This window comes from Aneurinibacillus uraniidurans, assembly GCF_028471905.1.
GTDB lineage: Bacteria > Bacillota > Bacilli > Aneurinibacillales > Aneurinibacillaceae > Aneurinibacillus > Aneurinibacillus uraniidurans.
The window spans coordinates 985,305-999,429 of record NZ_CP116902.1; the positions used below are offsets into that span (position 1 = coordinate 985,305).

At 42.2% G+C, this 14,125-nt stretch carries 13 protein-coding genes and 1 riboswitch; of the genes, 9 read left to right on the plus strand and 4 right to left on the minus strand.

What is annotated here, in order from left to right:
* The first annotated feature begins 8 nt into the window (after positions 1 to 8).
* The gene (locus PO771_RS04895; RefSeq protein WP_272562162.1) at positions 9 to 596 is read left to right on the plus strand and encodes a YdcF family protein; all 588 of its coding nucleotides are present in this window, start codon (positions 9 to 11) and stop codon (positions 594 to 596) included.
* Between the two features lie 49 nt (positions 597 to 645).
* On the opposite strand, the gene PO771_RS04900 is transcribed toward PO771_RS04895, so the two are convergent.
* Positions 646 to 2,346, minus strand: a complete 1,701-nt coding sequence (locus PO771_RS04900; protein ID WP_272562163.1) for a YcdB/YcdC domain-containing protein — start codon at positions 2,344 to 2,346, stop codon at positions 646 to 648.
* A gap of 243 nt (positions 2,347 to 2,589) precedes the next feature.
* Between PO771_RS04900 and PO771_RS04905 the strand changes: the two genes are divergently transcribed.
* Complete coding sequence (locus PO771_RS04905) at positions 2,590 to 2,718, plus strand: hypothetical protein (RefSeq protein WP_272562164.1); 129 nt, start codon at positions 2,590 to 2,592, stop codon at positions 2,716 to 2,718.
* Between the two features lie 155 nt (positions 2,719 to 2,873).
* A complete protein-coding gene (locus PO771_RS04910) occupies positions 2,874 to 3,857 on the plus strand; it encodes an NAD(P)H-dependent flavin oxidoreductase (RefSeq protein ID WP_272562165.1) in 984 nt (327 codons plus the stop codon).
* On the opposite strand, the gene PO771_RS04915 is transcribed toward PO771_RS04910, so the two are convergent.
* Positions 3,852 to 5,273: a HAMP domain-containing methyl-accepting chemotaxis protein gene (locus PO771_RS04915; protein ID WP_272562167.1), complete on the minus strand. Its 1,422-nt coding sequence runs from the start codon at positions 5,271 to 5,273 to the stop codon at positions 3,852 to 3,854. The two genes, PO771_RS04910 and PO771_RS04915, sit on opposite strands and share 6 nt — an antisense overlap.
* Positions 5,274 to 5,437: 164 nt before the next feature.
* Positions 5,438 to 5,523, minus strand: a riboswitch (cyclic di-GMP riboswitch).
* Positions 5,524 to 5,670: 147 nt separating this feature from the next.
* On the minus strand, positions 5,671 to 7,362 hold the full coding sequence (locus tag PO771_RS04920) for a methyl-accepting chemotaxis protein (protein ID WP_272562168.1): 1,692 nt from the start codon (positions 7,360 to 7,362) through the stop codon (positions 5,671 to 5,673).
* 220 nt (positions 7,363 to 7,582) lie between these two features.
* On the opposite strand from PO771_RS04920, the gene PO771_RS04925 reads away from it, so the two are divergent.
* Together PO771_RS04925 and PO771_RS04930 are read left to right on the plus strand one after the other, a co-directional pair.
* Entirely contained in the window at positions 7,583 to 8,401 is an 819-nt protein-coding gene (locus PO771_RS04925) for a MerR family transcriptional regulator (protein ID WP_272562169.1), read from the plus strand.
* Positions 8,398 to 9,615, plus strand: coding sequence for an MFS transporter (locus PO771_RS04930; protein ID WP_272562170.1), 1,218 nt, complete (start codon positions 8,398 to 8,400; stop codon positions 9,613 to 9,615). Before PO771_RS04925 ends, PO771_RS04930 begins: the two co-directional genes overlap by 4 nt.
* A 69-nt stretch (positions 9,616 to 9,684) precedes the next feature.
* Here the strand turns inward: PO771_RS04930 and PO771_RS04935 are convergent, their stop codons facing one another.
* Positions 9,685 to 10,935, minus strand: coding sequence for a serine hydroxymethyltransferase (locus tag PO771_RS04935; protein ID WP_272562171.1), 1,251 nt, complete (start codon positions 10,933 to 10,935; stop codon positions 9,685 to 9,687).
* Positions 10,936 to 11,030: 95 nt separating this feature from the next.
* Here PO771_RS04935 and pdxR point away from each other — a divergent pair, with 95 nt between their 5' ends.
* The 4 genes from pdxR to PO771_RS04955 all read left to right on the plus strand — a co-directional run bounded on the left by pdxR (position 11,031) and on the right by PO771_RS04955 (position 14,077).
* Complete coding sequence (pdxR, locus tag PO771_RS04940; protein WP_272562172.1) at positions 11,031 to 12,446, plus strand: MocR-like pyridoxine biosynthesis transcription factor PdxR; 1,416 nt, start codon at positions 11,031 to 11,033, stop codon at positions 12,444 to 12,446.
* Positions 12,447 to 12,510: 64 nt separating this feature from the next.
* Positions 12,511 to 12,738, plus strand: coding sequence for a tautomerase family protein (locus tag PO771_RS04945; protein ID WP_272562173.1), 228 nt, complete (start codon positions 12,511 to 12,513; stop codon positions 12,736 to 12,738).
* 293 nt (positions 12,739 to 13,031) lie between these two features.
* On the plus strand, positions 13,032 to 13,295 hold the full coding sequence (locus PO771_RS04950) for a CD3324 family protein (RefSeq protein ID WP_272562174.1): 264 nt from the start codon (positions 13,032 to 13,034) through the stop codon (positions 13,293 to 13,295).
* 134 nt (positions 13,296 to 13,429) lie between these two features.
* A complete protein-coding gene (locus PO771_RS04955) occupies positions 13,430 to 14,077 on the plus strand; it encodes a FusB/FusC family EF-G-binding protein (protein WP_272562175.1) in 648 nt (215 codons plus the stop codon).
* The last annotated feature ends 48 nt before the right edge of the window (positions 14,078 to 14,125 follow it).

Consider the following 14,125-nt stretch of genomic DNA (forward strand, 5'->3'; position numbering starts at 1 on the left):
TCGTTCGTATGCGGAGTAGGAAACAAAAAATAAGTAAGCGCGTTCTTTTACTTCTTTTACTTCTTCTGGTGCTTGTGGCTGGATATACCGGATGGGCCTATACAAAAATGAAAGAGGCGGCAAGTCGTCATGCAGAGCCCGGACTTCCGTATATGATTGTGCTGGGCGCTGCGGTGCGTGGGGAGACGATGTCATGGACGCTGCAAAACCGGATGGAAACGGCTCTTGCTTACCTGCGTACTAATCCACAGACAAAAGTAATCGTATCCGGTGGGCAGGGAGAAGGGGAAAATGTAACGGAAGCGAGTGCCATGCAGAAATTTCTACTTGCCAATGGTATTGCTTCCGAACGGATTTTGCTAGAAGATAAATCAACCTCCACTGCAAAAAACATTCGCTTTTCACATAAGCTTTTGACAGGAAATCGTGTGGTGCTTGTGACAAGTGATTTTCATGCGTATCGGGCGTTATGGTTAGCTGGTCGGGAAGGGATGCAGGCAGATATATTGACTGCACCAACGCCGCCGATTGTTCGTATGCAGCTATGGGCGCGCGAGTATATCGCACTGGGTAAGTCATTCTTATTTGATCGTTAAAAAACGCTGCAAAGCCAGGGGGAGCTATGCAGCGTTTTTTCGTGTTGTGTTAATTGTCGGATTCGAAGGGAATCGTCATATAGGTGCCGGTTCGGGCATCCACATAGAAATCGCCTGGAACCGGTCCAGTGATGCGGTAGATCAGAACTGGAGACGGGGCCCGCTGCCCGAAATAATCAGGCCACATGTACTCTAATGTAAGCTTTGTGTTCTGAGAAAACGTACGGGCTACATCAGCGCGAGATGCGAGAGAAGATGCAGGCGGCAGGCTAGGAGCAGGACGTTCAGGTGATAAAGAAAAGCTGGTAATTTCGCCTGCTGTATTTACGATAACAAAGCTGGAGCGGTCACGTATCGGAATTCCGTCTTTCTGCTCAGTAAAGCGGAACTCATATTCTTCCATCCTGTTTTCTTGTACGAAAGACTGGATTTTCGTTTTGTCTGCCCAGAACGGGAGAGGCTCCTTTTCACTGGAATGAAAATAATAGACTTGCATGGAATCAGCAGTAGTAGGCACATAAGTTTGGATAAATTGAGTCGCTTTCTCGAACGCTTCTTCTTTTGTGACAATATGATTTTCCTGGCCTGTTTTCGTTACATCTACATGTAGAATTTGTTTAGTTGCTTTATCGATCATAACATTAGCAGCGGCATTCGTATCATCGTTCCACCACGTATAAGCTATTGCCGTATTGACATATTGAGGATGAACGATCTGCTGCTCTTGCTCATCTACTTTCCATCCGCTTACGTCTACTCCGCATACGTTGAGGAGGACATGGGCTGCTTCTTCCTGAGAGGAAGCGTGCAGTTTTTGTTTTGTTGGCGCAATAGAAATTTTTTTCCATGGCTCAAAGCGATTTTCTGCTTCGCCTTGTACGTCACCTGTTACAAGGTCAACTGGTTTGCCAGTGAACGCGTTTACTGCAACCGGGAGATTCATATCGTAGCGAAGCACGGGTTGAATCGTTTTCATCTGATTCTTTCCTTGCGTATAGGAAGGCTGCTGTTCCACATAGGAAAGGGACACACGTTCTGGCGTGAACAGATGCTTTTTTAACGTATCCGTTTTTAGTGCATCCTTTGGATCAGGCAACACAGCCTGTGAAAGGGATGGCGGATTGTATTCAAAGCGTACAACGTGCCCAGTAGCATCGATATCCATACGCGGTCCAACGCCGCCCGTAGACGTTGGAATTCCATTAATGAGCAGCGGGAATTCGACAGTCCGGTGTGCCCATGTCAATTTAGTCCCATTCGGGTATTGAATAGATGAGGAGCCTCGACCATTTGAGACAGGGGTTCCGAATTGGGACAGTTGTTTTGAGCCGAACCAATTAAATAGAAACTTCTGTGCTTGTTCTTTGGCGAAGGAAGCGGAAGGTTCTAAAGACGAGCTTCGATCATGGAATTGGAAAGAAAAGCTTCGTAGTTCGCCTGTCTTACTACGGATATCGATATAGGCACTCGATAAGGGTGTTGGATCCTCGCCTTCGAGCATACGAATGGTTGTAATACCAGTCCGATCAGATGTAGAGCAGTTTTTAATATGCAGCTTTTTTAAATTTGGCTCCATTGTAAATAGCCGATCCAGTGTTTTCTGGACGGCAGGTGTAAGCTGACTTTTGTTTGCAGGCTGTATGGTTAAAGGCATACTTCCTGTGGCAGCCGCCTCGGCCGGAATGGCAGAGAATGTTGTCCCGAGGCCGGTAAGCAGTAGAGCTGCTGCCAGGCAGGTGTTCCGTTTCATAACCTTTCCCCCTTGATTCTCTCTTTATAAGTTCGTTCAATTTTCCTCGATTGTAGGATAGAGGAAGCAATATATTTCAATGATACTTCATAAAAGAAAGATTGCAAGAGAAGCTCTCTCATTTTTCTGCAAAAATAAGTGAAGCGAAGGTATTCGCCTTTTCTCATCGTATTGTGCAGATGTCTCTCTCCTTATTACATGAACAGGCATACGATAAGGAAGAAGGAGAGAGGGGGGAAGCATATGGATCCTCGTCGACGTACACGAGTCCGACGTACACGAGTTGTGGTTTTACATCCAGGTCAATCTGTTCGATTTTTGTGTAACGGACGCCGTATTATCGTCCGTTGCGGTCGCCGCCGTTTATTCTAATGACGGAGAAAGCGCCTGAGTTGTTGCAGGCGCTTTTTTCAGTTAAGTGGGTTAAGGTTGCTTGTTCCTCTCTCTTAAAGCAGGATATACCAGAATGAGAGCAGAAAAGAATGAGCAGGCGATGGTAAAAAGAAAATGGTAAGGGGATGAACCAAGTGTCAAAACAACGATCCGTGCAGCTAAAGGAGCAACTCGTATTACCTGTTATAATGGCCCCGATGTTTTTGGTTTCAAGTCCGGAAATGATTATTGCGGGGTGTAAGGCGGGAATTATTAGCTCATTTCCGCTCCTGAATGCCCGTACGACAGATAGTTTGGAACAATGGATGGAACAAATTACACAAGGGTTAGCGCAGGTGGAGGATGAGAATACAGCACAGCAGGTGGCTCCCTGGGCGGTAAATCTTATCGTACATCGGACGAATCAGCGGTATGAAGCCGATCTGGAATTAATTAAGAAGTACAAGCCGCCGATTGTGATTACATCGTTAGGAAATCCTCAATCCGTTGTAGATGTCGTACATGAATATGGAGGGCTGGTTTTCTCCGATGTGATCAATCTGACTCATGCCAAAAAAGCGGCTACGACAGGAATTGATGGATTAATTCTCGTGTGCAACGGAGCTGGTGGACATGCGGGAACACTGAATCCAGTTGCTTTTCTTGGAGCGGTCAAAGAATTCTGGGACGGAATAACGATTGTAGCCGGTTGTATATCCCGTGGACAGGATATTTTGGCGATGGAAGTACTTGGTGCGGATATGGTATATATGGGAACGCGCTTTATTGCTACGTCTGAAAGCTTTGCTAGTGAAGCGTATCAGCACATGCTGCTGGAATCTGGTGCGGAAGATTTGATTTATACGGATGCATTTAGTGGCGTACACGCTAATTATCTCGTGCCAAGCATTCGCAATGCAGGACTTGACCCGAATCATTTACAAAAGAAAGAATCGATGGATTTCTCTTTCTCACAAGCAGCTGAAACGGAAGCGAAGGCGTGGAAACATATTTGGTCCGCCGGACAAGGAGTAGGCGCGATCAAGCAGATCGCGCCGATTGCTGATGTTGTGGCCGAGCTGCGAAAAGAATATGAGCAAGCACGGAATTCTCTCATGCCTGCCCCTGACCGACTATAATTTAGTAATAAGATGAGACAATTTTTCTGACATGTTCGCCATCTCAACGACAGCAGCAGCGGTTTCTTCTGTGCCAGCTGCTGTTTGTTGTGTAACGGCGGCGATGTTTTCAACTGCACCTAGCACTTCTGATGATTGAGCTGCCTGTTCCTCAGTAGCCGCTGCAATCTCCGACACACGACCGGATAATTCTTGCACAATTGTTTTAATTTGTTCAAACGATTTGCCTGCATTTTGCGCTTCTTCATCGCCTATTTTCGCACTTAAAACAGCATCTTCTATCCCTTGCTGTATCAATAGGGTTAGTGTTGAAATTTCTTTCGTCTCTTGTCGACTTCTTTCCGCAAGTTTTCGAACTTCGCCTGCAACAACGGCGAATCCATTGCCTGCTTCCCCCGCATGTGCAGCTTCAATCGCCGCATTAAGTGCTAACAGATTTGTTTGATCAGCAATCTGACTAATCACCTTAATAATCTCTTGAATTTGCTGGGATTCTTTCTCGAGTTTATCCATTTTTTGTCTAACATCTCTCATTCCTGTTACGGCTTCTTGAATCACGCCGTTCCCATCGATGGATAGTTCTACAGCCTTCTCGGAAAAAATAGAGGCTTGCTCTGTATTTTTAGCTACCGATTGGATCACATTCGTCATTTCTTTTACAAGTTCCGATGAATGACTAGCTGAAGCGGCTTGCTGCTGACTTCCATGGGCAATTTCTTCAGTACTTGCTGAAATTTGCTGCGAGCTAGCTGCCACATGTTCAGTGAATGTAATGAGTTCTTTTGTTAAGCGTACGATTGAACGGAAGATAATGATAGAAAGAATAATGCCTATTAATAATGCGATGGTAGAAAAAATTAAGGTTAATAAATTGGTTCGAGCGCTCTTCTCAGAAGTGGCTTGCTGTGTATCACGAACAACTGTATCAATATTGCTTTTTAATTGTGTGGACTTTTCTTGCGCTGTTTGTAAATAAACCCTACCTTGCAAGGATAGATTTTTGGCTTTTGCGATATCTCTGTTCTTTCCCGCATCAATGGAAAGATCAACTATTTTCTCATATTCGCCGCTAGCTGCGATGATTTCTTTGATTAACCGTTGATTTTCTTCGACTTGGGTCATGGCTAATAAGTTTTCTATGTTTTTATGAAATTGTTCTTTTGATTTCTGTAACGTATTTAAGTATGTATCATCACCATACGCAACATACCCACGTAAACTTGATGCGATTACTGCCAAATTATAATTCATATTTTGTACTTCAACGGCAGCTGGCATGGCTCGATTAATTAAATCATCATATTTTTCTTTCGTTTGAACAGAACCGTGATACCCGATAAATGAAACCATAAGTAACAGAAGTAGTGTTGCGGAAAAACCAATTAATACGCGTGTCCGAATTTTTAAATCTCTCACGATAATTCTCCCCTTTTTGATTCTAGGAAAAGAAAAAGACTATCCATTTTGGGAATAGCCTAGTCATCCGATTCTTTTGGGTCATGTACGAATAAATCTCAAGTTAAAAAATATAAAAAGTTGGATTTATTCTTTGGCTAAAAGAATCATTACGAATATGTGACTTCGGCAACCGGCTGTCATAGTTTATACAAACTTTAGACCCATGGCTTTGCGTCCTTATTTTTCAATAAGTTTGCCTTTTTCAGAACCTATAGTAATGTTTTACTAGTCCGATGTTACCAGAAATCTTGCCTGTTTTGAATATTACTATCGTAATCTTAATAAATACTTAAAAGTAGATAAAAGAAGAGTACACAGACGAAGCCCTTCACAATAGAAGGGCTTCGTCTGTAGATTAAAATTTGAATTGGTGTGTAAGTCGATGTAATTCTTGTGACATGTGATGAAGTTGACTAACTGAGGCGGTTATTTCCTCCATGGAAGCAGTTTGCTCTTCCGTAGCGGCGACAACTTGTTGATTCATACCAGAACTTTCTTCAGACAAATGTGAGATCTCCGTAATCTGAGGTAACATTGTCTGCGAGTATTCGCTAACCTGAGTCATTAATACAACAACATCATTCGTACATGATTTAATTTTGTTGATTGTATCAGCAATACTATGGAAGGCGGAACCGGTTTGTTCTGCCATATGCAAGCCGGTTTCAACGGCCCTCGTACCTGTGTGCATGGAGGCAATGGCGTGTTTCGTTTCGTTTTGAATGCCATGAATAACAGACTGAATTTGGTCAGCTGCCGTACTGGATTGCTCCGCTAGTTTTCGGACTTCATCAGCAACGACAGAAAACCCTTTGCCGTGTTCGCCTGCTCTAGCTGCTTCAATCGCTGCGTTGAGAGCAAGTAGGTTTGTCTGTGCAGCAATTTCACTCATGATGCCAATAATTGTGGTGATTTCTTCTGCTTTTTCCCCTAATCCATTTATAACTCCTGCAGTAGCTTGTACACTCTGTTGCATTTGATGTAACTGTGTAAGAGTTTGTTGTACCAGATTTGTGCCGCTGCTCGATTTTTCTTCAGCCGATAGGGTAATCTCGGCTACGGTTTCGATTGAATGTGTTGCTTCTTCTATTGCTTGAGAAATGCCGGATACTGTTTTTACTGCCTGGTCCGCGTTTTCCACTTGTCGGTCAAGGCCAGTGGCGATTTCCTGTACGGCAAGTGTAATTTGTTCGGTAGCTTGATTTGTTTGTTCCACGCTAGCTGCGACTTCCTGCGAAGTGGAAGCTACAAGATTGGCGTTCTGTTCAAACTGTTGAATTAAATGTTGAAGATTGCTCACCATTTTATTAAAAGATGCAGCGACATCTCCAAGTTCATCTCGTCTATTTAAGACGATACGTTGAGATAAATCAGCCCCACCTTCTGCAATCTCACTTAATCGATCCCGTAACACGTATAATGGTTGAATGATAGAGCGTAAGATGACAAATCCGATAATCAATCCGGATACGACTAATACACTGATCACACTTCCAAGTAGAATTCTTTGATTAGATTCGATTGTTTGTAATGTTAGAAGATGTTCTTGTGTTTGCTTTTCAGTGGCTTTAACTAGATTGTCGACGGCCGGATCAAGTCCTTCTTTACGAATGGATCGCTCTTCTTGAAAATGGATCTGGGCTGCTTGCGTTTTATCTCCATGATTATATGTTGAGATCATATGCTCACTTGTGGTTATGTACGCTTGGTACTGTTTCTTTATCTCCTCTATTCCTTGGTTGTTCTCGGAAAGAGATGCTGAAAGGGTATCAAGTTGCATGAGGTATGTTGTAATATCCGTTGCTTTTTTCTTGATTTCTTGTGGATATTCGGCCTTTCCTGTTAAAAGGAAAGCGCGTTCATCATTAGAAATACCCGTAAGACGATATTGAATCGATTTAAGCGTAACGCGCATTTGTTCGATTTCTAGCATTTCTTTCGTTTTTTCTTGAATTTTGCTAGATGTAACGAACTGATAGGTACCCATACTCATAAGTGCAACTATTAGGACAACGAGTGCCCCAATAAGTTTGGTTCTAATTTTCAAAGCTTAGCCAACCTCCATTTGTAACAAATGTGAATGATCATAGTGTTTATATTAGTATAATAGACTTATGTCATAAAAGAAATTTTTTAAATAAACTAATTATTCTGTTTTACTGGTTTGGATTTTTGGGTTACATAAATAGTTGACTTTCCCCTTTTGTGGAAGGTTTATAGTAAAGACCAGAATACGTCATGATAAATACTAGGAAAGGAAGATGATCATGTTTAAGATCAGTGAATTCTCTAAATTGAGTCAAGTTCCGGCCAAAACATTACGCTTTTATGACCAGCTTGAACTACTCAAACCTGCCTATACAGATCAACAAAGTGGCTATCGTTATTACACGAGTGATCAGCTGCTTCGTTTGCATCGGATTTTAGCGTTTAAGGATCTTGGCTTTACACTGGAGCAAATTAAGCCGCTTCTGAGTGATGATGTGTCTCCTACGGAAATTCGCGGTATGTTTCGACTCAAGCAGGCAGAAGTACAGTCGCTGATTCAGTCGGAAATGGAGCGTTTGAGACGTATAGAGGCAAGGCTGGAACAGATTGAACGGAGAGGAGACGGTGTGCCCCGTCATGAAGTTCTGGTTAAGAAGGTCGAACCGTTACTGGCTGTATCGATTAGAGAGACTACAAGCAGAGCAAATATCCCCAGGTTGTTCGAAGAGATCGATGAATATTTAAAGTGGAATGGGCTACCGTTTCCAGTTTCTTACATGGTGGTATGGCACAGTTGTCCAGAATGCGAAAGCAGCATCCATCTGGAAATTGCCTGCCAAACTCCACGCACATTGCCGGACACAGCCCGGTTTCAGACAAAAATACTCCCGGAAATGACCGTTGCGTCAGTGACTCACATGAGTCGTCCAGACTCCGATTCGCCAGTGAGTATTGATCTTGGTTCATGGATTGAGAGGAATGGCTATCAAATAAGTTCAGAAATGCCAAGCAGGGAAGTTTATTTATCGCCCCAAGAAGGTAGCGAATTTCTGTATGTAACCGAAAGTCAAATGCCGATTGTCGGAGGCAACAAATGATGCCGGGTCAAAGGATCTGTACGACTGACAGGATAAATGATCTTACCAGCCGAGAAAGAACGTTTGCGTTATGGCTCTTAATGCTAGCTGTATTTGCGATTGGCACCGCTGAGCTGCTCCCGATGGGGCTCTTGTTGCCTATTGCAAACGAGACCGGTGTATCGATTTCGACTACGGGAATGCTTGTTACTGGGTACGCACTTGGCGTCGTATTTGGCGGACCGATTTTAACAGCTGTGACCAGCACGCTTCCTCGTAAGACACTGCTGAGCCTGTTTTTAGGTATATTCATTGTTGGTGGTATCCTTTGTACGTTAGCCCCTTCTTATGAGGTACTGCTAATAGGGAGAATCATTAGTTCTTTCGCACATGGGACTCTTTTCGGCATCATCGTCGTCACCGCTAAGGACTTGGCTGAGCCCGGTAAGGAGGGAAGAAGCATCGCGATGATTGGAGCAGGGCTGACAGTAGCGGTGATACTTGGTGCTCCGCTCGGTACGTTCATTGGTCAACAGCTCGGCTGGCGCTTTCCTTTTCTTTTGATCACGTTGCTTTCAGCTGTGGTATTGCTAGGGATTATAAAACAGATTCCAGAACTGCCGCGTGCGAGAGGTGTTTCTTTGCAAGAACAAATGGGCATTGTAAGCCGTCCTGCCTTCCTTTTGATTCTTCTGGTGACAGTGTTCGGAACCGGAGGAACATTTGCTGGGTTTACCTACATTACGCCCATTTTAGAGCGGATATCGGGCTTTTCTAGTGGGTCAATTTCCGTCATTTTGCTTATTTTCGGTGTTGGCTCTATGATCGGCAACTTACTAGGAGGTAAGTTGGCTGATAGAAAGCTTTTACCCACTTTATTTGGCGGTATGGCATTACTTTCGGTGTCTATGGCGATTTTTACTTTGACGAGTCATCACAAAGCCGCTGCTGTTGTCACTGTATTCGTCTGGGGTATTGGCGCTTACAGCATTATTGCGCCGCTCAACATGCGAGTGCTACAGAAAGCGGGGGACGCACAAGAGCTAGCGTCAACGCTTAATATTTCTGCCTTCAATATGGGTAACGCAATCGGCGCTTTCGTCGGTGGATTGGTGGTTGATAGTCCTCTAGGGTTATCGGCTATACCATGGTCAGCTTCGCTTATTACGCTCGTTGGTATTATACTGACTGTTTGGAGCGTGATGCTGGATCGACGTACTGCACGTACGGTGTGATTCTCTGAATAAGAATGAGGTATCAGCTATCCTTTTGTGAAGGTTCACAGAAAGGATAGCTGATTTTTATTATGATTTGCACAGCTCCGTGTATATTGGAAACGTGGCGCAAAGTTCCGTGACATGGTTACGAACGTTATGTTTAATCGTGTCATTACATGGATTCTTAAGAGCTTGCTCCATTAAACTAGCAATTTCCTTCATAGCTTGCTTGTTCATTCCTCGTGTTGTTACAGCTGGTGTACCAACACGTATTCCGCTTGTTACGGATGGGCTTAGTGTATCAAACGGTACTGAATTTTTATTAGTGGAAATCCACACCTCATCTAATATCTTTTCTGCCTCTTCACCTGTGAGGTGGTAGTTTCGTAAATCAATAAGAATGAGATGATTATCAGTACCTCCAGATACCAAATTAAAATCTCTTCCTGTTAATTCTTCAGCTAATGTTTGAGCATTAACGATGATATTTTTTGCATATTCCTTAAAGCTTGGCTGTGATGCTTCGCCAAGTGCAACAGCTTTACCAGCAATGACGTGCATTAAAGGACCACCTTGCATCCCAGGGAAAATAGATTTATCAATCGCTTTCGCGTGTTCTTTTTTACAGAGAATCATTCCCCCGCGAGGCCCGCGCAATGTTTTATGTGTTGTGGTTGTTACAAAATCTGCGAAGGGAACAGGACTTGGGTGAAGTCCTGCCGCAACAAGCCCAGCAATATGAGCCATATCTACTAGTAAAAGTGCTCCGGATTCTTTTGCGATTGAACCAAATATTTCAAAGTCAATAATCCGAGAATATGAGCTTGCTCCGGCAACAATTAACTTTGGTCGATGTTTTAGCGCTAAATGTCGTACTTGATCATAGTCGATTCGCATCGTTTCTGGATGTAGGCCATATTCGATGAAGGTAAATTGCTTACCAGAAAAGTTTACAGGGCTGCCATGTGTAAGGTGGCCGCCATGGGACAAATTCATTCCTAACACCGTATCTCCTTGTTGTAAACATGCGAAGTAAACGGCCATATTTGCCTGTGATCCGGAATGTGGCTGGACGTTTGCATATTCGGCACCAAACAAATCTTTTGCTCTTTCCTGTGCTATATTCTCGATCACGTCTACAAATTCGCATCCCCCATAATAACGCTTGGCTGGATACCCTTCTGCATACTTATTCGTTAAAATACTTCCTACAGCTTCTAATACAGCTTTACTAACAAAGTTTTCTGAGGCAATTAATTCAATACGAGATTGCTGGCGTTCAAATTCTTTTTGGATGATTTCTGAAACCTGTACATCACATGAAGTAAGTGTATTCATGATTGGCCCCCCTGTTTTGTAGATTTATGTGCAATATAGCATTTGGGGTAGCAGAACAGTAAACTATAAAATAGAACAGTGGTGGGGAGATTACTATGCATATACCTATTAACCGAGAAGACAGTGAATCCCTGATTAGTCAAATTGTATCGGGATTTCAGGATCGCATTCGATCGAATATGATAGCTCCTGGACAAAAGCTTCCATCAGTAAGACAACTTGCTAAGCAGCTGCATGTCAGTCAGATGACCGTAGTAAACGCTTATCATCAATTACAAGCGGAAGGCTGGATTGTTCAGCATCACGGAAAAGGCACATACGTACAATCCAATATAGAAGATCGCTCTACGCCTAATGAATGGGACTGGCAAAGTATGTTGGTAGATTATGTTCCGCGGGCGCAATTTCACAAAACTAGCAGGCTGCTTGTTCCTGATCAATTAATTTCGCTATCTTTTTCTTCTCTTCATCCTGATCTTCTTCCGTCTGACGATCTGATAAAAGGAGTTCAGGAAGAACTGATACAAAATCCATCCATGTTGTTGTCGTATGGGAATGTTCAAGGGGAGGAACAGGTTCGAAATATTGTTGGTGATTATTTGAATCAAAATCCGCAAGAAATTATATTAACGGGAGGATCACAACAAGCTATAAATCTTTGTGCCCGCACATTTGTTGGTTCAGGAGATGTTGTTTTCATGGAGGCTCCGACTTATCCGGCAGCGATCGATGTTTTCCGCGTGCAGGGGGCTAGAATTATACAGATCCCTACGGATAACAAGGGGATTCAATTTAATAAATTAATTAAATTATGTGACAAAGTGACGCCGAAGTTATTTTATATCATCCCTTCTTTTCATAATCCAACTGGAAGAGTCATGAGTGAAGCTGAACGAGAAAAATTATTACATATTGCTGAATCGTATCAATGCCTCATACTTGAAGACGATCCCTGGAGTGATATTTATTATAATGCTCCACCTCCTGTACCTATTTATGAAATGGATACGAGAGGCACTGTTATTTATATTAAGGGCTTCAGTAAAACGATTGCTCCCGGCGCTCGTATTTCAACCCTTTCGGCGAAGGGGCGAATATTTGATCGGTTATTAGCGATGAAATCACTACATGATTCAGGTACATCATTGTTATCGCAATATACATTAGCTGCCTACTTACGATCAGGTTTAGCAGATAAAAATTTCAGTATTGTAAGAGAAAAATTAGGGCAGCGCCTGAAAGTAGCTCTGAATACTTTGGATAAATATGGGCCTTGCGATCTGAAGTGGGGAAATGTAGAAGGGGGTCTTAATATTTGGCTAACATTGCCGAAAGGGAAAAATGCTGATGAGGTTGTAAGAAAATCTTACGAAAAAGGTGTTTCTGTTCTATCTGGTACTGCTTTCTTTCCTAATGAAGTAACACAACAACATATTAGAATGACTTTTTCGTATACAAGTATAGAAGATATGAAAACCGGAATTAAAATACTTTGCGATACGGTAATGTGAACGTGATTTTTAGAAACGAAGGTGGAAGGCATCTTTAATTTGGATAAGTGAATGAGGAGGGAAAATGATGCCGTACATAAACATTAAACTGGCTAAAGGCCGAACAGTAGAGCAAAAACAGGCGTTTGCAGAAACAATTACAAGGGAAGCAGCTCGTTTGCTCGATGTCGCGCCGGAATGGGTAACAGTCGTATTTGATGAATATGATCGGGAGAACTGGGCAACCGGTGGGAAGCTGCATTCAATTAAGTTCGGTGAGGGATGTGGCAAGCAAGGAACAGCAGGGAAATAAGGTTACGATTACAAAAGTAGGGATACAATTATTTACAAAGCAACAGGATGCAATAAGGCTCCATTTATTTTATAATGATTATGACAGAAAACTTTTTTTGGGGGGTGTAAAGATGGCAAATCAGATTAGATTGCCAGAGTCTGCAGCGTCTCATGCAAAGCCCAGTATTGGAAAGGCGATACTTTGCATGGGGTGGATAAAATAAAATCGCCCAGGTAAGCTTATATCAAATTTCTAGTATTCGGCTTTGCACCTTATTTTTATTCTAAAAAAAGAATAAGGGGCGAGCAGAAATGAAATATGTAAAAGCAACCGCTATTTTACCCGAAAAGCTACTAGTAGAAATTCAAAAGTATGTTCAAGGACAAACCATATATATTCCTAAACCAGAAACAACTTATCAAAAGTGGGGTGCGCGTTCTGGTGGGAGAAAGTTAATTGATGACAGAAATACCTTGATTAAAAGCGCGTTTAAAAGTGGCAGCACGATTCATCAATTAGCGGAGGAACATTGCCTCGCAATCGAAACGATTAAAAAAATTGTTTATTCTAAATAAGTAGGGACTGTAGCACTGATGATGTAAGAATAGATCATCAGTGCTTTTTATATGGTGATTTCATTTCCTAATCATTTTCTACATTTCATAAAATAAGCGAATTCGTTAAAGTAAAGTGAATAGGAGTGATGAACATGGAACCTTTTATTCGAAATCATCAATATAACTTTATTAAGCAACAGACGAAGTTACTACGACATGCTTCCAATACAGTTCTTGATCCAGCGGTAATTGAAGCAGTAAAGTCTAGTGCAGGGTCTAAAATAGTACAATTGTTTCCTGATGCTACGGATATCCAAAAACAAATGATGGAGAAAATTTCTACATTAAAGATCGAGGAAGAGTTTCGGGAGTATCTAGGCTCCTTAGTACCATATTTGGTAGAATTTCCACGAGTTACAGAGAAACAGATCAAGAAATTATTCCCCAAGAATAAGAAACTAAAGATGCCAGATTTAGGAACGATCGATTTCCGTTCGTTAACGTACCTTGGTTGGATAGATATATCTACAAACAAATTGTTCATTATTTATAACTTGAATGGAGAAATAATTGGTGTGGAGGGTAAATACACCCTCACAAATAGGAAAGACATGTGCTCGTTATGTAAAGGATACGGAGAAGTTGCTTTAGTCTCAGCGATATCCAAAGCAAGAGTATCTAATTCGCCTGATTATTATAAAGCCGTTGGTAATTATATGTGTATTAACAGTCATGAATGTAACAAGAATATTACCGATGTTACTGATTTAGAAAGATTTATTCAGAATGTGTTAGGGTGAAAAGGATCTGCGTTTGCAGGTCCTTTTTTTATGAAAATTCTGCATGAT